Consider the following 18,548-nt stretch of genomic DNA (forward strand, 5'->3'; position numbering starts at 1 on the left):
TCTGGCAGATTGTTTTGTTAGTAAAAATCTGATCTTTACTAGCCTATTTCCTCTTTAAATAATCATATTCCTTCTTCAAGATCACTTTTTTACTAACTAATCTCCTCTTTTTAGCTACATTCCTTCATTTATTATTATTGTTAGTAAAATCGTGATCTGTAATGCCTACTTTTATGTTTCTAACTATATGTAACTTCTACCATTGCAGTTGTTTTAAATATTATTTTGTAAAATTGGATGCTTATTTTTACTTACAAACCGATTTTTTACTAAGTTATCAGCTCCAACCAGTTTATATCTTGTTAATAGTGCTTTAGCTCAGAGCATATAAGGCATATACTGGCAGGATTATTTTTAAAATTTAATGCTTAGAGTGACATGTCTGCTAACTTATCAAAAAATGATTTAATGGCTATTTTTGAAGAAATTAAAAATGAGCAGGCTACCCAGTTTCCTCTGTCTGAACGCTTTATCAAAAAACTTTTCCGTGAAAATGTTTTAGATAAAGGCAAAGAATATTACAAGAAAGGTCAAATCACTTGGCTAGAACACACCCCTAATTTTTCTGTAGTCGACTCTACTGTACAAGTGGATAATGGATCATCGTTTAACCAACGTATTGAGATCAGTAAAGTACCAACTGGCTATTCTGTTGATACGCATTGTACGTGTAATGCAAAAACTAAATGCCGACACTTAGCTGCTATTTTATTTAAGCTCAAAATAGAGCACTCTGGTGAATATGGCGAAGATTATTTTATTAATGACTGGTTTAGCGAATTAAGCGCACTTAAAAGTGGTGATCAAAACACGCCATCGCAAGTATTATTATTTGTATTAGATATTGAAAATAACAAAGTATTCTTAACACCTAAAATAGCGAATGTTGAGACTAAAAAGAATTACACGCTAGGTCGAAACCTGACTGAGCAGCAGTTAAATAGTTTTGTAACGCCGAGTGACTTACTCGAAAGTGATTTTAGATTATTTAGTTGGATACGCTCACAAAATGCAGTGGGAAGTATTGAGCTAAAAGGCCAGTGGGGTTTTAGTGCCTTACAACAGTTGATAGCTACAGAACGCCTGTTTTTCCAGCGTTCTCGAGTACCAATTAAAGCGCAATCTGGCCAAGCATTAAGTTTTAGTTGGGAGCAAGATAAAGATCTCTCACAATTAGTTATTAAGCTTGAGCAAACACAAAACTGGGCTTTATTAAAAACAACACCACCTACTTACCTCGATTTAGATCATTTAAAAGCGGGCCGTCTTCGCACCCCATTGAGTGCAGACGAAATAGCACATTTACAAACTATGCCTGCTTTGCATGACGCTAATTTTGATAGAATATACAAGCAGCTTGCCGATAACTTTGGTGCAGGTGTAATACCCCACCCTACTAATTTACAGCCAACATTGCCTAAAATCTCTAGTAATGCTGTTTTAAAAGTAACTATGGGCGATCAAGGTTTATCTCTTTCGTTGTTATTTAAGTATAAAAATAAAAACTATTTAGCAGGTGCAGCACCTGCAAGTACGATTAATAGTGCATTTGAAAATACTGTAACTAACGAACTAATTAACTTAGGATTTGAATTTTGTAAAGGGGGTTTACAAAGTGAACTGGTATTTACAAAGCAGTCTTCAATCCATTTGCATTGGCTAATATACGAAGTATTCCCTGGCTTTAAGCAACGTGGTTGGCAAGTAAGTGTAAGTAAAGTAACGAGTCCTAATCCGCAGTGTGAAGTTAGTTTACATGTACACCGCGCAGCAGGGCATCAAATGCACTGCAAAGTATTGCTATGTGATGCTAAAGCATCGCTGTTGTTTACTAATACTGACCCGCTATATCAGTCATTAAATCGCCAAAGTGAACTATTTTACTACTATCCGCTTGGTCGTGAATTTGGGGTTATCAATAAGTCAGCAATTAACTTATTAAATGAATTTAAAGAGCGTTTTGAATTTGTAAAAACACGAGACGAATTTAATATTCCGCTTTCGTATTTACCTGAATTAGTAAAGCACACTGCTATAAACGTAGAGCTTCACGACGACTCATTAGAGCTATACTTACAAGAGCTAAATAGTCCCGATAAAGCAATTACTAAGGTTTCATTACATGGCTTAAATGACTCAGTAACACTTCGTGAGTACCAACAGCAAGGTGTTGACTGGCTTAGCTTTTTAAAACGTCACCAATTAGGTGGTATTTTAGCTGATGACATGGGCCTGGGTAAAACCTTGCAAGTTATTGCATTTTTAGCCAGTACATTTAACCGCCCGCAAGCAGGCCCTACACTTATAGTGTGTCCAACTAGTTTGGTGAGTAACTGGAAAAACGAAATTATTAAGTTTGCTAAAAGCTTAAAAGTCACCACTATTTTTGGTTCAAATCGTAACGATCCTTTACAGCACTTAGCGCAAGCGCAGTGTATACTTACTACATATCCACTTTTAAAGCGTGATATTGCATATTATTCGCCATTATATTTTGAAAATATAATCCTCGACGAAGCACAATACATTAAAAACGATACCGCACAGGTTTCGCGATTAGTTAAACGCTTAAATGCCGACTTTAAACTTTGTTTAAGTGGTACTCCAATCGAGAATAATTTACTTGAGCTTAAATCGTTACTCGATTTTGCTATGCCATCGTTACTTGGGTCTCAAGCCCACTTTAAGCAGCACTTTCAAACGCCTATTGAGCGTGAAGCTGATATGGAGAGAGCTGAGCAGTTAAAAGCGTTAATTATGCCTTTTATAATGCGCCGCACTAAAGCACAAGTAGCGCAAGAGCTGCCTGAAAAAACAGAGCTAACTAAAGAGTTTGAGTTTGAGCCTAAGCAAAAAGAAATGTATCAAGGTATTACACGTTCATTAGAAGAGAAGCTAATAGACTTATTTGCCGAACAAGGCGCACAAAAAAGTAAACTTGCATTTTTAGAGGCACTTTTAAAGTTAAGGCAAATTTGTTGCCACCCTAAATTAATAGATCCAGACACTCAAGCAGGCTCTGCTAAGCTTGAATGGTTAACAACACACTTACCGCTTATGTTAAGTCTCGGTCGTAAAATTATTATATTTAGTCAGTTCACATCGGCACTTGATTTAATAGCCCAACGCCTCGAAGAAATAAACATTAACTTTAGTATGCTTACAGGCCAAACGCGCCACCGCGATAAAGTAATCGACGAGTTTACCAGTGGTAAAACATCAGTGTTTTTAATTAGCTTAAAAGCTGGCGGTACAGGCCTTAACCTTACACAAGCCGATACAGTTATTCACTTTGATCCATGGTGGAACCCTGCTGTAGAAAAACAAGCGACTGATAGAGCTTACCGTATTGGCCAAACTAACCCTGTATTTGTGTATAAGCTCATAATGAGTAATTCAATAGAGCAAAAAGTATTTAAAATGCAACAAGACAAACAGGCCCTTGTAGATGCGTTATTTACTGATAAATCAATGAGCTTTACAAAGTTTGATGAACAACAAATGTTATCGCTAATTAAAAACTAAATTGATTTAAAAAGTTTTGATCTTTTTATGAACTTAATTAAAAAGCGGACGTCTACTATTATGCTTGTTGGTTAATTGCAGTTAGCACAAGCATCATGTTGATTCCCCATTTAGTTACTAATTTTAGTAATGATTAAGCCAGCCCATTTTGAGTTGGCTTTTTTTATGCCTAAAATTTAGCGTTCGGCACTTATTTTAAAAGTTTTTACTTTTTTATGAACTTAATTAAAAAACGGACGTCTACTATTATGCTTGTTGATTAATTGCAGTTAATACAAGTTTTCATGTTGATTCCCCCCATTTAGTTACTAATTTTAGTAATGATTGAGCCAGCCCATTTTGAGTTGGCTTTTTTTATGCCTAAATTTAGCATTCAATTTTATTTTAAAAGTTTTGATCTTTTTATGAACTTAATTCAAAGAGCGGCGTCTACTATTATGCTTGTTGATTAATTGCAGTTAATACAGGTTTTATGTTGATTTCCCCCTATTTGATTACTAATTTTAGTAATGATTAAGCCAGTTCATTTTGAACTGGCTTTTTTTATGCGCATAATTTGATTTGTTTAAATCAACCCGAATAAAAATAAATGATCTTTCGTAAATTAATTTGAATTAATTATTTTGTTTTCCGGTCTACTCTAATGCCTGTTGTTATATAGCCTCACCCAGTAATATTAGTTATTTTGGTGATTATGTATTTAAGTTGCAGCTTACTCGGGCACATGTTGATTTTCCCTTTGATTACTTAATTTAGTAATATTTGACCAGCTTATTTTGAGCTGGTTTTTTTATGTCTGTAATTTCTTTGCTCCCCTACTTCTATTGCGTGTTATTGGTTATGATGGCATGTCTCTAAATTTTATAAGTTTATTTTATGCTCACTCAAGTACTCACTAATATTGATTGGCTAAGCGCCGGTGCTGGTGTTGCGTTAGGCGTTGTATTTTACGGCGTTGTATCAACACAGCTTCGCAAAAAGCTACATCTACAAATAAGCGAACAGCAGCAACAGCTTTCCCTATTACAAAATCAATTTGATAATAAAGAGCTGCAATATAGTGCCTTGCAAGAAGATCACGAACTGCTAGAACATACTCACCAAGAACAGCGCGATGAAGCCCAGCATTTTAAAACGCGTTTTAGCGAACAAGAAAAACAAAGCATTCAATACAATCACTTTTGGCGTAAAGCCGAAGGCGAGCTTGCAGCGCTTCGTGAGCAATATAATCAACGCGATGTTGAATATAATAATATGCGCACTACCCTCGAGCAAAAACAACAAAGCTTTACCGAGCAACTCGCGCAAATTGAGCAAAGTAAAAATATGCTCAAAAAAGAATTTGAAAACCTAGCCAATAAGATTCTAGAAGAAAAATCACAAAGCTTTAAAACCTTAAATCAAGAAAGCATTGAACAATTATTAAAACCGGTTCAAGGCGAGTTAAAAGGCTTTAGAGAAAAAATGGAATCAATACATGTTGAAGACATAAAACAACGAACCGCGCTTAAAACCGAGCTATTGCATTTGCAAGCTAAAAGCCAAGCTATAACAGATCAAGCCGACAAGCTCAGCAACGCGTTACAAGGGCAAAAGAAAACCCAAGGTAATTGGGGCGAACTCATGCTCGAAAACGTCTTAGATAGCGCTGGCTTACGTGCTGGCGTTGATTATAAGCGCGAAGTGTCGTTTAACACTGAAGATGGCCGCTTACGCCCTGATGTAGTTGTTTACTTACCACAAGGCCGCCACTTAGTCATTGATGCTAAAACATCATTAAATGCTTATACACGCTATGTGAACGCTGAAAATGAGCTAGATGCTAATCAAGCAATTAAAGAGCATGTAAACGCCGTTACAGCACGTATTAATGAGCTTGCGAGTAAATCGTACGACCGTTTACCAGGGCTTAATTCGCCTGAAGTTGTGGTTATGTTTGTACCAATAGAATCAGCTTTTGTAGAAGCACTTAAATATCAAAGTGATATTTACCAACAAGCAATCGAAAAAAATATACTGGTAGCTACACCTACTACCCTGCTTACTAGTTTAAATATTGTTAAACAGCTTTGGCGTTTTGAAGAGCAAACCAAATACTCAAAAGAGCTGGCAAATCGGGCTGAGCGTTTTTATAACAAGCTCAATGGTTTTTTATTAAGTATGGAAGGCGTTGGTAAGCAGCTTGATAAAGCGAAAGAAAGTTACGACAAAGCGTTCTCGCAATTATACCGCGGTAAAGGTAATTTAATTAAACAAGCATCAGAGTTTAAAGAGCTTGGTGTATCGGTACAAAAAGAGTTACCTAGTGAGAGCGTTGAACGTGCGCAGCTAGAGCTTGATTAGATTTATTAAGTGTTTTCAATTAAGTATGTTAAATAATGTACGTTAGAAACCAGAGGTGTTTATGAATAATAAGATTATAGGTATTGTTTTAATAGTTATAGGTATCGCTTTAATTATGTGGGGATATGACGTTTATGATGCGGCGGCTTCGCAGTTAAGCCGCGCATTTAGTGGTGATACACCAATAGAAGCATGGGCGGGTATTATTGGCGGTGCCATCTGTGTGTTAATTGGCATTAAAAAGCTTAAGTAACATAAATAAAATACAGCTTACTGGGGCTTGTTGACCTTTCAGGATAAAATGTGTTCAATCTAGGGGCTATTTAATCGCGGCGCGAGGTTTGTAATTTAGTGGGCTCGATAACTGCTCCTGCGTTATTCTAATGGCTTACATCCATGTAATAATAAGTAAAAACCGAGCTACAAAGAGTAAATTACCCCTAGGCAGAACCCTTAGGGCAGCGCATGTTTGGCATTTATACTACGTTATCGTCTGTTTATGGGGAATAACCACACTACATAGACTCTGCCTTGCCTAAATACCAAACAGTCTGCTGCAAATTTAACCTCAAAAGATAAACAGGCCCTGAATAAGCTGTATTAGTTTATTTGTAATCCATCACTTCTAGTAATTCATTTAATTTACTTTCTGGCAGGCATTCGCCTTTATCCCAATAAGAGTTTAGTAACGCAGTTAAACTGCCAATACGCTGTGACTTTTTCTGCATTTTCTCAATCAAAATGTCAGCTTCTTTTTGTTTTTTTTCTAAACGTTCGATTATTACTGTGTGGTTTAGCTCGCCGTTTTCGTTACGTAATAAAGGTATTTCGTTGAGTGAAAAACCCAAGCTTTGTGAAAATTTAATTAATTGCAGTTTTTCTAAGTTTTGTTGGGTGTACAGCCTATAACCATTAGCACTGCGAGTGGTTGGTGTTAATAACCCTTTGCTTTCGTAAAAACGAATAGTGCTGGCAGGTATGTTGGTAAGTTTTGCAAGTTCGCCTATTTTCATAACTAATAATAACTCCACTTTACATAAACTTAGTAGGTTGACCTTCAAGCTAACTTTAAGGTTATAGTTGTTTTAATGTCAATTTAATTAGCCAATAATTATGCGCAACCCTGTGTTTACCTCCTTTACCTTGCCAAGTGGTTTAGTATTAAAAAATCGTATTGCCAAAGCCGCTATGGAAGAAAACCTAGCACAAGAGGACCAAACACCCTCCCAAGCACTTAAAAACGTTTATAGCGCATGGGCTAAAGGCGGTACAGGGCTAATTATTACTGGCAATGTAATGGTTGATCATTTAGCGATGACAGGCCCTGGTGGCCTTGTGCTTGAGCAAAGTACCGATATTACTGCCTTTGCCGAGCTTGCTCGTTTATCAAAGCAAAATAATTGCAAAGTGGTGATGCAAATTAATCACCCTGGTAGGCAAGTATTTAAAAAAATGGGTGGAAAGGCTCTATCAGCGTCAAGTATTGCACTTAATATGGGTAAGCACTCGCACTTATTTGGCGTACCAAAGGCAATGACGCAAACCGACATTGACGATGTTATTACCCGCTTTACACAAACTGCACTACAAGCCGAAAAAGCCGGTTTTAATGGCGTACAAATACATGCAGCGCATGGCTATTTACTTGCCCAGTTTTTATCGCCACTTACCAATAAGCGCGACGATAAATGGGGGGGAAGTTTACAAAATAGAGCCCGTTTACTTCTCGAAATAACCCGCAGTATTAAAGCGGTTTGTTCCCCGACCTTTTCGGTTTCAGTAAAGTTAAACTCTGCAGATTTTCAACGTGGTGGGTTCGAATCCAGTGACGCGCAAGTTGTAGTGGATTTATTGAATGAACTCAATGTTGATTTTGTAGAGCTTTCGGGTGGTAGCTACGAAGCCCCTGCCATGCAAGGTAAAACAGGTGACGAACGCACACTTGCCCGCGAAGCATACTTTTTAGAGTTTGCAAAAGCGATTAGCCACCGCTCATCAATCCCAATAATGACCACCGGCGGCATTAGTCGCTTATCTATTGCCAACAACGTGATTGAAAGTGGAGTGGCCCTCGTGGGTATTGCCACTGCGCTTGCATACCAACCAAATTTACCAAACAAATGGCAAAATGAGCCACTGCAACTAGCCGTATTACCCAGTGTTACTTGGCAAGATAAAACCCTCGCAGGGCTTGCCACTATGGCACTGGTAAAAAGGCAAATACGACGTATAGGCCAAGGCAAATCTGTAAAAACAAACGCTTCACCAATATTTACTTTAATTAGCGACCAGCTACGCTCGGTTAAATTAACTAAGCGTTACCGCAATCGCTTTGCTAGTGAGATTAACTAAGCTTTGGTATTCACTCTTTTTATGTATTCCGGTTTTGTTTACTAATTTTTACACTTGAATAAATGTAACCATTTTTATGTTGTGTAAATGAGTATTAAGGCGTGCACCAATTTGGAAGTTTGCTTTTTTATCAAGCTATTAAAGTGCACTATTTTGTGCATATTAAAGTACTGTACGAGTAAAGAAAATAATCATTCTAAAATGTTAATTAAAGTGCGCGTTCAGCGTTTGTTAATTTAGCTATCTTATTGAAAGTATTGGCATTTATTGCTTTCCTCTCGCTTGAGTTTGGTTGGTATTTATACTAGTTTATAGCGTAGATATTTAACCTTACTCAAGGAGAATAGTTACATGGTATCTCGCAGAAATTTTATTAAAGCAGGCGCTGCTTTAAGTTTAGGCTCTATTTTTAGTGCTTCAGCTTTGGCTGAACAATTAAAAGTAAAAATGTCTAACGGCAGTGTTATGCAAACTAAAGGATCAATAGATAAAAGCGCTGCTCTGCCCACAAACGATGTTACTAACGCTAAGCATTACCGGCCTGAATCCAGAATGGGCTTAGGCGGTCTTGCCGCTGGGAATGGCTTTAATACTATATCAAGCGATGCAGAAATTTTAACAATGCTAAATGCAGCATGGGATTCTGGTATTCGTCATTTTGATACGTCACCTTTTTACGGCTTGAGTTTAAGTGAAAGGCGCTTCGGTGATTTACTTCGAAACAAAAAGCATGAAGATTATGTTTTATCCTCAAAAGTAGGTCGCCTTCTTACCCCTTCAGCAGAGCCTCTAGAAAATAGTTGGCATTGGGCTGATCACTCACCTTTTCATTATAAATATGATTACTCTGCATCAGGTACGCGTCGTTCAATAGAAGACACGTTACATCGTATTGGTGTCGCCTCACTTGATATTGTTTATATTCACGATTTATCACCGCAAAATAGTGATATGGGAGATGATTGGCTTAAGTATTTTGATCAGGCTGCAAAAGGGGCTATTCCTGAGTTAACTAAAATGCGTGATGAAGGAATAATTAAAGGCTGGGGTTTTGGAGTAAATACACCTCATGCTATTTATAAAGCGCTTGATATGTCAGACCCTGATATTTGCTTACTAGCGCTGCAATATTCAATTTTAGATCATAAGCAGGCACTTGATAAAACCTTTCCTATGCTTGATAAACGAGGTGTTTCAGCAGTCATTGGTGCTCCGCTTAATGGTGGTTTTTTAGCCGGTCGTAACCGCTTTAATTATTCACCTAAAATTCCTGGGCCTATGCAGCAAAAGTTTAATGCAATAAGCGACATTGCATCTAAACATGGGATTGATATTAAAACAGCTGCACTGCAATTCGCAGAGGCACCTTCAACGGTATCCTCAATTATTCCTGGCGCACGCACGGCAGAGCAAATTAAAGCTAATGTAGCCTCAATGAAAGTTACCATACCAAGCGAATTTTGGAGTGAATTGAAATCTAAACAGCTTATTGCAGAAAACGCCCCCATACCCACATAACAAAATAGGTGTGCCATTTGCTTGGCACACCTAGTTATAGTCAGTGTGGTTTATTTTTAAGCAACGCTTAGTAGTAAGTACATTGATTGTTGGGCATTTGTATAAGCGCAGCTTGCTGGCGTTTAAAAACGAAGTTTTTAAACTTAGTTATTAGGTAGTCAAAAGCATTATTACGTGCCTATTACATATTACGCGTATCGGTATCATGCTGCGCTTCATCCTAGTGGTGAGAGCGTGTGGAACATATTGAAAGGGCTAAATATATAAAGCAAAAAGTTACTGTAAACCCCCATTACAGTTAGCCGGTAAATAGTACAAATAGTAAATTAGCACTACTTAGTCAATTGAGCAGTGCTAATTGGTTTAATTAAAAGCCACATTTACCGTTATTTATTGCCATTGCGCTTTTGCCAAAACGATCTCAATACCCCACAACTTTGCTTTTATAAACTTAAAAATATCAAGCACATTGCGATTTATTAACCCATCTTTTGTAAGGTTGGTACTTATCGTACAACACATTAAAAATATACGTGTATATGAGTATAAAAACTAAAAAGCCAGCTTCTAATGCTGTAGCGGCTAGCCATGTAATATTTAAATACCAAGCAAGTATTGGCAGCGTTATTACTAACATACCCAGCTCAAAGCCACATGCATGCGCAATGCGGGTTACTAAACCTCGCTCGATTCGGTTATGCCCAACTATTTCATCAAACACTATGTTGTAAATGTAATTCCAAAGCATGGCGAAGATTGATAAACCAACACCTACTATTGCCATTTTTCCTGTTGCAAACCCACCAAAATAAACTGATGCAGGTACAACAAAAGATAATGCTATCATCTCAAATATTAGTGCCTGAAAAATACGTTCTGCTGTGTTCATATATAAATAACTTCTTAAGTTGATGACGATGGCTGTATTTTCATTCATTATAAAGATATGTGTTAGTTACTTAGTATCGGGAAAAGCGATATGTTTAGTATTGAACAGCTTCAAGCATTTGTGGCTACCGTTGAAGCTGGATCGTTTTCAGCTGCTGCACGCGGTTTAAGTAAAGCGCAGTCGGTAATAAGCCAGCATATTATTAATTTAGAAATAGACTGTAATGCGACATTATTTGAGCGCACAGGGCGCTACCCACAATTAACCGAAGCCGGTAAACAGTTACTACCCCAGGCTAAAGCCGTGCTTAATCAACACCAGCGATTAACAAACTCTGCATTAGCACTAAACGAAAAAACACCAACCGAAATCACTATCGCACTTGACGAAGGGATCCCGTTTAAAACTATCGCGAGTATTATTAGCAAGCTGCAAAGTAAGTATCCTTACGTATCGCTTGAGTTTTTAAGTGCATCCAGCCATGACATAATTGACATGCTAAACAGCGAAAAGCCTATAACGGGTATTATTTTTAGTGAATTAAATATACCGAGTTACTTAGACTATGAATGTATTGGATCAGTAAAATTTGATTTATATGTTGCTAAATCGCACCCTTTAGCGGGGATCAGATGTGAAAATATGGATGGCCTTCGGCTACATCGACAACTTCTTCTTCGTTCTCGCAATACGCAAACAAGTAGCTTTCAGCTAAAAATTAGCCCAGAGATTTGGTATGCCGATAATTACTTTGTATTACTCGAGCTAGCAATACAAGGTAACGGGTGGTGCTTATTACCAAACCATGTAGCTCTAGATGCAGTACAAAGTGGTGAGCTGGTTAAACTTCCTCTTGAGTTTGAAGAAATGGGTTGGTTGGCTAATGTTGATGTATTACAGCATCAGCGGCATAGTAATCAAAAAGCGTTTAAAGCGCTTCGAAGTGTATTACGAGGGCTGTTATAAAATTTCTATTGTGGAATATTATTTCCATAATTATTGGGTTTTTTACCTCTTTTTTAACTGTGTCAATAAAGCCAAAATAGCGTCATTAACACAGCGTATTAAACGACGAGAGGCAAAACACATGAAAGCAATTGGATATCAACAAAACTTACCTGTTTCAAACGAGCTATCACTTCAAGACATCGAACTTGAAATGCCAACAGCACACGGCCACGATATTTTAGTGGAAGTAAAAGCAGTATCTGTTAATCCGGCTGATTTTAAAATTCGTGAATCAATGCCAGCGCCAGAAGGCGAATACAAAGTACTTGGCTTTGATGCTACAGGCGTTGTTAAATCTGTTGGCGAAAATGTGTCTTTATTTAAACCTGGCGACAAAGTTTGGTATGCCGGCGATGTAACGCGTTCAGGTAGTAATGCACAGTTTCAATTAGTTGATGAGCGTATTGTAGGTAAAATGCCAACGACGTTATCTAACTTTGAAGCCGCAGCGCTTCCTCTTACTAGCCTTACCGCATGGGAGTTGTTGTTTGATAGATTAAACGTAGCTGAAAATGATGATTCTAAAAGTATTTTAGTGATTGGTGCTGCCGGCGGTGTAGGCTCAATTATGGTGCAATTGTTAAAGCAGCGCACTAAGCTTAAAATTATTGCTACAGCGTCTCGCGCCGAAACCACGTCGTGGTTAGAGGATTTAGGTGCCGATACTATTATTAATCACCGTAATTTATTAAGTGAAGAGTTTGCAGCTAAAAATTTAGGTGAAGTAGATTATGTCGTTAGTTTAAATAACACTGCTCAACACTTGCCTGAAATAGTTAAAGTGATTAAGCCACAAGGTAAGTTTGCACTGATTGACGACCCTGAAACACTTGATATTGTGCCATTCAAAACCAAATGTGTGTCGGTACATTGGGAGCTTATGTTTACTCGTTCATTATTTAAAACAGACGATATGCAAGAGCAACACGTTATTTTAAATAACGTAGCGACGATGATTGACGAAGGCCTGATTAAAACAACATTTGGTGAGCATTTAGGCACTATTAACGCCGTTAATTTACGTAAAGCGCATCAGCATCTTGAAACGCAAACGGCTAAAGGTAAAGTTGTTTTAGAGGGCTTTTAAATAACCACTTTATAAGTATATTTTGAGTACACAAAAAAGCCCCTAACGGGGCTTTTTTATATCTGCTATTTGTATAACTGTTTGTAATTAGGCATATGTTCAACCCAAAATGGCGGTGTACCAATATACTCTTGCACGGTTTTAATAAACTCACTTACCAATGGGGTTTGTTTACGATGAGGGTAAAGCGCGTAAATACCTGTGCCCATAGTTGATAGTTTATAATTAGTTAAAAGCGGCACAAGGCCCATTTTATCAATAGGTTCTTCTAGATTAAATAAATCGAGCATTACATACCCAAGCCCTGCTTTTACTGCATCGACCATAGCGCGTACATCACTCACTTTGTAATTGCCTTTCATTTTATGTATTTTTTGCTCATCACCATGAGGCTCAGTGCTTAACTTAACTTGGTCGAGACTTACATCGCCATTGCCATAAATAATAGCGGGTAAAGCTAATAAATCTTCTGGCGTGCTTGGCATTCCGTGCTTTTTTATAAAATCATGTGATGCAACAAGCGCAAAGTGCATATTAGCAATTTTTCTAGCCATTAAATTAGAGTCGTTTAGTTTGCCTATTCTAAAGGCTAAATCGTAATGATCGGCAATAATATCGTTACGCTTATCGTCAAGCATCAAGGTTATTTTTACCTCAGGATACTTTTGCATAAATATATTAATAGCGGGCTGAATATACTGCTGACCAAAAAACATACCGGAGGTAATGCGCAAAATACCTTTTGGCTTTGCCTGATACGAGTCGGCTATGCTATGGATATCAGAAAGTGTATCGATAAGAATATGCGCTTGCGTTAAAATTTCCTCTCCTGCTGAGGTGAGCGAAAACGAGCGCGTAGAACGATTTAACAATTGCACACCTAAACTGGTTTCGAGTTTTTTAATTTGTTTAGACAGCGACGAATTATCCATATCATGCAGTGCTGCGGCTTTGGCAAATGAGCCTTTTTGGACTACATCTACAAATAACGTTAATTGATTAGTTATCGACATATCACTCTCCTAAATCCCAGTAAGGTGTATCGCCATAATAGCCACTTGCAAAATCAACAAACGCACGTACTTTACTGGGTAAAAACTGTCTGTTTGCATACACCATGTAAAGCCCCATTGGGTCGGGTTCGTAGTCTTTTAAAATGCGCACTACTTTACCTTGAGCCAGTGCTTCCCCTGCTATAAATGTTGGCTGCATAGCAATACCACCACCCGCAATGGCTGTATTTAGTAGCAAATCACCATTGTTAGCCACAAAGTTACTTTCAAGCTTTAGCTCGCTTTTTAGCTCATTAACCCCAAATAATCGCTTTGTGGGCTCGCTGTGGGAATAGCGTAAATAATTATGTGACTGTAAATCTAAAAGCGTTTGTGGCGTGCCATGGCGTTTTAAATAGTCGGGTGACGCAAACACCGCTAGGTGTATAGGTGCAATTTTTTTAGCTATCAACGTTGAGTTTTTTAATACGCCAATGCGCAGAGCAATATCAATACCCTGCTCTACTATGTCTACATATTGGTCGGTGAGCCGTAAATCTAACTTTAAATTTGGATACTGCTTTTGAAAATCAACTAGCAAGCCTGCTAAATGCTTTGTACCAAACGACATAGGCGCACTAATACTAAGCACACCCGATACATTTTCGCTTAAGTTATTGAGGGAGTTTTCCATGTCTTCAATATCAATAACCACCTGCTGACAACGCTGATAATACTGATTTCCAGCCTCTGTAACACTTACTTTTCGCGTTGTACGGTGTAATAAACGTGTGCGTAGATTATCTTCCAGCGCAGAAATATATTTGCTGACTAACTGCGGCGAAATATCGAGTTTATCGGCCGCTTTTGAAAATGATCCTTCTTGCACAACGGCTAAAAAGGTCTTCATGGTGGTGAGCTTATCCATTTTTTAACAATGCTTTGTTGATAATGTATAAATAAGTATCATATTTATCGTCAAATTAGAAACTTATATAGTGTTTATAACACGTTTATTTGTTTAAGGTTTTAGTATGACTCAGCCAGCTTTATTTATATCTCACGGCTCGCCAATGATGGCTGTTCAGCAATCGGCTACGTCAGATTTTCTTGCATCATTAGGTCAAACGCTTAGTAAACCACGTGCTATTGTGGTTTTTTCTGCCCACTTTGATGAAGCGCACGATATAGTTATTACATCAGGAGATACGCCGCATACTATTCACGACTTTTATAACTTCCCCAAGCCCCTATATGAAATTCAATACCCAGCACCAGGAGACCCTAAGCTTGCTAATACTATTAGTGAGCACTTTTACAAAGCGGGTATTAAAACGGTGCAAAGTGCAGATCAAGGGTGGGATCATGGTGTGTGGATCCCGCTGCGCTTAATGTACCCAGCAGCTAATATTCCCATTGTTCAGGTGTCTATTAACACGCGTTTAGGCGCTCAGGCGATGTATAAATACGGACAGTTACTTGCACCACTGCGCAGCGATAACGTATTAATTATTGGCTCAGGCGGTATTAGTCACAATCTACGTGAAATATTTAAAAGCCCTGCTACACCTAATCGTGTTCAAATGGTTAATGAGTTTACTTATTGGGTTGAGCAAAAATTAATAGCGCAAAACACCCAGGCGTTACTTAGCTATTTAAATGAAGCACCCCATGCTTTATTTAATCACCCTACCCAGGAGCACTTTTTACCTCTTTTTGCAGCGCTTGGAAGTAGTGACGGTAAAGCCAAAAAAATACATGAAGATATAGAAATGGATATTTTAGCACTCGATGCTTATAAGTTTTATTAATTTGAGCGTTCGTTCAAATTAAGTTAAGCTGTAAGCAAGTACTCTAAAACCAACTTCATTTATTTTATTGCGGAGCAAACATGGCAACTACACTTGCATTTGACGTATACGGTACGCTAATAAACACTCACGGCGTACTGTCCTTACTCGACGACATGATTGGCGATAACGCCCAAGCATTTTCAAATACATGGCGCGAAAAGCAATTAGAGTATTCATTTAGACGTGGATTAATGCAAAATTATATTCCTTTCTCGCTATGTACAAAACACGCACTCGATTACGCCTGCTTAGCGCACAAAACCGAGCTAAGTGAAGATCAAAAGGGGCAACTGCTAGAGCTTTATAAAACGCTTCCTGCGTTCGATGATGTAAAAGCAGGCCTTGAGCAATTAAAAGCGAAAGATTACCGTTTGTTTGCATTTTCAAACGGCGCTGCCGACGCAGTTCATACCTTATTAGAAACCGCTGGCATTAGTGAGCTTTTTGAAGGGGTAGTAAGTGCCGACGACGTTAAAACCTTTAAACCAAACCCAGGGGTTTATAGCCACTTTTTACGCGAAACCAATTCAACAGGCGCAAACACGTGGCTTGTATCAAGTAACCCGTTTGATGTAACCGGTGCCATATCGCACGGTATGCGAGCGGCGTGGATTCAACGATCTAAAGATTCAATTTTTGATCCGTGGGAAATACAGCCAAATACTATTGCAACCGATTTACTCGATTTAAAAGCAAAATTAGAAAGCGTTAACTAATTTTCTATTCCCCCTTTTGCTTATGGTATTAAGTGCCGTGGGTGTAAAGGGGGTTTACGTTTTAACTATTTACTCCCGCCTTTATTAGCTCAATCACTGTATTCATACGTTTTGCCAACGGCCTATTTCGGTGATGGCACACATAAATAGATTCACTAACCGGACATTTTAAATGATGTGTTTTTATAAGTAGTGGTTTATTGAATGCGCCAACAGCATGAGCAGGTAATACCGTAAAACCCAGCCCTAAGCTTACAGGTTCTAGTATCAAACTAATTTGGTTAGAAAATCCCGTACGTCTTATTTGGTCAATATGCTCAAACTCACTGTAGTTTTCGCTTAGTAGTAGCTGCGCATGATGGCTTGCATCGGGGTGAGCAATAAACCCTAGCTCACACAGGGTTTGCCAATTAGGCATGTTTATACCTGCAGGCGTTACAAGTAGTAGTGGCTCTTGGCTTATTTTATGGCTGGTTAGTTCGCTAAATGTTGGAGCTTGAGTTAAAAACCCAATGTCGGCACTGTGGTTTGCTACAGCTTGTTCAACACTTACATTGGGCGCAAAGCGGTAATCAATAATTAGTTCTTTATACTCAGATTGCAGTGCTAATAATTGATTATAAAACTTTAAACCACAACTGCCCGGAGATTGAATCTTTACCGCTCCGCTGTACGGCGAATCATCTTTTAATTGTTGTTCTAAAAATTGCCAATCTTTAAGAAGTAGGCTGCCCTGCTGATATAAGTTTTGGCCCTGAGGGGTAAGCGAAAACTGCTTACCATGGCGCTCAAGTAAAGCGCAGTTAACTTGTTGCTCTAGCTTTTTAATGTGCTGGCTTACACCAGATTGGGTCATATAAAGGCGCTCAGCTGTTTGGGTAAAATGATTTACCTCAACCAAAGTGCAAAACGTATTTAACCATGTTGGATTTATCATTACAAAACGTACTCAAAATGATGATTAATGATAATTTTACTTAATGGTGGTCGATTCGTAAACTAACTCCATCAACTAGTCACAAGATAAGTCACAAGTTAAAGAGGAAGCATTATGAGTCATACATATCCACGTAGTTTTTCGCACATTGGTATTTCGGTTCCCGACGTTGAAAAAGCAGTCGAGTTTTACACTAAGGTTATGGGTTGGTACACCATAATGGAACCCACTTTAATTACCGAAGACAAAAGTCCCATTGGCGAAATGTGCACAGAAGTATTTGGCGAAAAGTGGGAAAAATTCAAAATAGCGCACCTATCTACAGGGGATCGTATTGGTGTCGAAATTTTCGAATTTAAAAACCAAGAAAACCCAAAAGACAATTTTGAATACTGGAAAACAGGCATCTTTCATTTTTGTGTTCAAGACCCTGATGTAGAAGGTTTAGCTGAACGTATTGTAGAAGCTGGCGGTAAAAAACGTATGCAAGCCCCTCGTTATTACTACCCGGATGAAAAGCCGTACCGCATGATCTACATGGAAGACCCGTTTGGTAATATCCTTGAAATTTACAGCCACAGCTACGAGCTTATTTACAGCGCAGGCGCTTACTAAATAGCACTTAGCTAAAAACAAAGACCGCAGTATTTATTACTGCGGCCTTTTTGTTTCAGTTATAGAGTTTTAAATACACTTCACCGTCTTCTTATTCTCTATAACTTGTTTTTGCTTAGCTTGTGCTGCATGTTTTGCCCTGAGTTGAAAATATTATCAACTTCCAGAAAAGCACTACCAATCGAACTGTGTCCTAGTGAATTTATGAACGACATAATGTATTTGTCAGGAACTTTTGCTCTTATCCACAAACAGGCTACATGTCAGTACCGCTGAGATTAAAAAACAAAACATTACACTTAATGTAAATAATATAAAGTTTTCATTTTTTGATATAGCTGCTCCTTTAAGGAGTATTTCACCGCTATTAAGTGCATCTACTCCTACATAGATCATCAACGGAATTACAAAAAATGCATTGCTGAGCTTAATAAGTAAGTCCTTTGATGAAAGACTTACTAATTGAGAAGCATTATGCTCTTCCTCGTCTCTATTTAATAGTTCGGCTTTTAATAGCTCAAAGCGTTCAGGGTACAAAGCCCTATCAATAGACGTGATAGCTTCTTGCAATTCAGTAATAGAATATTCTGAATAATTTGGTTCCATCTATTAAACCTTCTCCAGTGCCTAACGAGCCTGTAGATTAACTCGTTTTTTATTTGTTTTTATTGATAAACAAACCATAGCTGAGTTCCTATTTTGGTTCAATCGAT

Annotated in this window: 16 protein-coding genes; 10 read left to right on the top strand and 6 right to left on the bottom strand. The window is 38.1% G+C overall.

All coding sequences use genetic code 11. The annotated features are described in order from the left end of the window. Positions 1 to 378 precede the first annotated feature (378 nt). From GQR54_RS04470 to GQR54_RS04480, 3 genes are all read left to right on the top strand, one after another. A complete protein-coding gene (locus GQR54_RS04470; protein ID WP_010552907.1) occupies positions 379 to 3,525 on the top strand; it encodes a DEAD/DEAH box helicase in 3,147 nt (1,048 codons plus the stop codon). A gap of 876 nt (positions 3,526 to 4,401) precedes the next feature. Further along, positions 4,402 to 5,868: a DNA recombination protein RmuC gene (gene rmuC / locus GQR54_RS04475; RefSeq protein WP_007583680.1), complete on the top strand. Its 1,467-nt coding sequence runs from the start codon at positions 4,402 to 4,404 to the stop codon at positions 5,866 to 5,868. A 61-nt stretch (positions 5,869 to 5,929) separates the two neighbouring features. Next, a complete protein-coding gene (locus GQR54_RS04480; RefSeq protein WP_007583678.1) occupies positions 5,930 to 6,121 on the top strand; it encodes a DUF3185 family protein in 192 nt (63 codons plus the stop codon). A gap of 352 nt (positions 6,122 to 6,473) precedes the next feature. On the opposite strand, the gene GQR54_RS04485 is transcribed toward GQR54_RS04480, so the two are convergent. Further along, positions 6,474 to 6,881 (bottom strand): MerR family transcriptional regulator, encoded by a 408-nt coding sequence (locus GQR54_RS04485; RefSeq protein WP_165739552.1) that lies wholly within the window; start codon positions 6,879 to 6,881, stop codon positions 6,474 to 6,476. Between the two features lie 100 nt (positions 6,882 to 6,981). Here GQR54_RS04485 and GQR54_RS04490 point away from each other — a divergent pair, with 100 nt between their 5' ends. Then, on the top strand, positions 6,982 to 8,220 hold the full coding sequence (locus GQR54_RS04490; RefSeq protein WP_165727939.1) for an NADH:flavin oxidoreductase/NADH oxidase family protein: 1,239 nt from the start codon (positions 6,982 to 6,984) through the stop codon (positions 8,218 to 8,220). A 351-nt stretch (positions 8,221 to 8,571) separates the two neighbouring features. Beyond that, entirely contained in the window at positions 8,572 to 9,738 is a 1,167-nt protein-coding gene (locus tag GQR54_RS04495; RefSeq protein WP_165727938.1) for an aldo/keto reductase, read from the top strand. Between the two features lie 460 nt (positions 9,739 to 10,198). On the opposite strand, the gene GQR54_RS04500 is transcribed toward GQR54_RS04495, so the two are convergent. Then, the gene (locus tag GQR54_RS04500; protein ID WP_166376677.1) at positions 10,199 to 10,627 is read right to left on the bottom strand and encodes a PACE efflux transporter; all 429 of its coding nucleotides are present in this window, start codon (positions 10,625 to 10,627) and stop codon (positions 10,199 to 10,201) included. 90 nt (positions 10,628 to 10,717) lie between these two features. On the opposite strand from GQR54_RS04500, the gene GQR54_RS04505 reads away from it, so the two are divergent. Together GQR54_RS04505 and GQR54_RS04510 are read left to right on the top strand one after the other, a co-directional pair. Further along, positions 10,718 to 11,593 carry a LysR family transcriptional regulator gene (locus tag GQR54_RS04505; protein WP_166376678.1) on the top strand — a complete coding sequence of 292 codons (876 nt, stop codon included), beginning with the start codon at positions 10,718 to 10,720 and terminating at the stop codon, positions 11,591 to 11,593. Between the two features lie 121 nt (positions 11,594 to 11,714). Then, complete coding sequence (locus GQR54_RS04510) at positions 11,715 to 12,722, top strand: zinc-binding alcohol dehydrogenase family protein (protein WP_166376679.1); 1,008 nt, start codon at positions 11,715 to 11,717, stop codon at positions 12,720 to 12,722. Positions 12,723 to 12,787: 65 nt separating this feature from the next. Here the strand turns inward: GQR54_RS04510 and GQR54_RS04515 are convergent, their stop codons facing one another. Beyond that, positions 12,788 to 13,735, bottom strand: a complete 948-nt coding sequence (locus tag GQR54_RS04515; RefSeq protein ID WP_166376680.1) for a LysR family transcriptional regulator — start codon at positions 13,733 to 13,735, stop codon at positions 12,788 to 12,790. 1 nt (position 13,736) lies between these two features. Further along, a complete protein-coding gene (locus GQR54_RS04520) occupies positions 13,737 to 14,642 on the bottom strand; it encodes a LysR family transcriptional regulator (RefSeq protein ID WP_166376681.1) in 906 nt (301 codons plus the stop codon). A gap of 106 nt (positions 14,643 to 14,748) precedes the next feature. Here GQR54_RS04520 and GQR54_RS04525 point away from each other — a divergent pair, with 106 nt between their 5' ends. Next, the gene (locus GQR54_RS04525; RefSeq protein WP_165727934.1) at positions 14,749 to 15,525 is read left to right on the top strand and encodes a class III extradiol ring-cleavage dioxygenase; all 777 of its coding nucleotides are present in this window, start codon (positions 14,749 to 14,751) and stop codon (positions 15,523 to 15,525) included. 80 nt (positions 15,526 to 15,605) lie between these two features. Then, positions 15,606 to 16,283 (top strand): haloacid dehalogenase type II, encoded by a 678-nt coding sequence (locus tag GQR54_RS04530; protein ID WP_024591580.1) that lies wholly within the window; start codon positions 15,606 to 15,608, stop codon positions 16,281 to 16,283. A gap of 61 nt (positions 16,284 to 16,344) precedes the next feature. Here the strand turns inward: GQR54_RS04530 and GQR54_RS04535 are convergent, their stop codons facing one another. Next, complete coding sequence (locus tag GQR54_RS04535; protein ID WP_166376682.1) at positions 16,345 to 17,220, bottom strand: LysR family transcriptional regulator; 876 nt, start codon at positions 17,218 to 17,220, stop codon at positions 16,345 to 16,347. 114 nt (positions 17,221 to 17,334) lie between these two features. Here GQR54_RS04535 and GQR54_RS04540 point away from each other — a divergent pair, with 114 nt between their 5' ends. Further along, positions 17,335 to 17,835, top strand: a complete 501-nt coding sequence (locus tag GQR54_RS04540; protein WP_165739567.1) for a lactoylglutathione lyase family protein — start codon at positions 17,335 to 17,337, stop codon at positions 17,833 to 17,835. A 225-nt stretch (positions 17,836 to 18,060) separates the two neighbouring features. On the opposite strand, the gene GQR54_RS04545 is transcribed toward GQR54_RS04540, so the two are convergent. Then, the gene (locus GQR54_RS04545; RefSeq protein WP_010552898.1) at positions 18,061 to 18,441 is read right to left on the bottom strand and encodes a hypothetical protein; all 381 of its coding nucleotides are present in this window, start codon (positions 18,439 to 18,441) and stop codon (positions 18,061 to 18,063) included. Between the last annotated feature and the right edge of the window lie 107 nt (positions 18,442 to 18,548).

The organism is Pseudoalteromonas sp. Z9A4 (genome assembly GCF_011378845.1).
Lineage (GTDB): Bacteria > Pseudomonadota > Gammaproteobacteria > Enterobacterales > Alteromonadaceae > Pseudoalteromonas > Pseudoalteromonas arctica.

Bases quoted from the DNA above. Each gene is read 5' to 3' on its own strand.
- GQR54_RS04470 (WP_010552907.1), top strand. From the start codon at position 379: ATGTCTGCTAACTTATCAAAAAATGATTTAATGGCTATTTTTGAAGAA.
- rmuC (WP_007583680.1), top strand. From the start codon at position 4,402: ATGCTCACTCAAGTACTCACTAATATTGATTGGCTAAGCGCCGGTGCT.
- GQR54_RS04480 (WP_007583678.1), top strand. From the start codon at position 5,930: ATGAATAATAAGATTATAGGTATTGTTTTAATAGTTATAGGTATCGCT.
- GQR54_RS04485 (WP_165739552.1), bottom strand. From the start codon at position 6,881: ATGAAAATAGGCGAACTTGCAAAACTTACCAACATACCTGCCAGCACT.
- GQR54_RS04490 (WP_165727939.1), top strand. From the start codon at position 6,982: ATGCGCAACCCTGTGTTTACCTCCTTTACCTTGCCAAGTGGTTTAGTA.
- GQR54_RS04495 (WP_165727938.1), top strand. From the start codon at position 8,572: ATGGTATCTCGCAGAAATTTTATTAAAGCAGGCGCTGCTTTAAGTTTA.
- GQR54_RS04500 (WP_166376677.1), bottom strand. From the start codon at position 10,627: ATGAACACAGCAGAACGTATTTTTCAGGCACTAATATTTGAGATGATA.
- GQR54_RS04505 (WP_166376678.1), top strand. From the start codon at position 10,718: ATGTTTAGTATTGAACAGCTTCAAGCATTTGTGGCTACCGTTGAAGCT.
- GQR54_RS04510 (WP_166376679.1), top strand. From the start codon at position 11,715: ATGAAAGCAATTGGATATCAACAAAACTTACCTGTTTCAAACGAGCTA.
- GQR54_RS04515 (WP_166376680.1), bottom strand. From the start codon at position 13,735: ATGTCGATAACTAATCAATTAACGTTATTTGTAGATGTAGTCCAAAAA.
- GQR54_RS04520 (WP_166376681.1), bottom strand. From the start codon at position 14,642: ATGGATAAGCTCACCACCATGAAGACCTTTTTAGCCGTTGTGCAAGAA.
- GQR54_RS04525 (WP_165727934.1), top strand. From the start codon at position 14,749: ATGACTCAGCCAGCTTTATTTATATCTCACGGCTCGCCAATGATGGCT.
- GQR54_RS04530 (WP_024591580.1), top strand. From the start codon at position 15,606: ATGGCAACTACACTTGCATTTGACGTATACGGTACGCTAATAAACACT.
- GQR54_RS04535 (WP_166376682.1), bottom strand. From the start codon at position 17,220: ATGATAAATCCAACATGGTTAAATACGTTTTGCACTTTGGTTGAGGTA.
- GQR54_RS04540 (WP_165739567.1), top strand. From the start codon at position 17,335: ATGAGTCATACATATCCACGTAGTTTTTCGCACATTGGTATTTCGGTT.
- GQR54_RS04545 (WP_010552898.1), bottom strand. From the start codon at position 18,441: ATGGAACCAAATTATTCAGAATATTCTATTACTGAATTGCAAGAAGCT.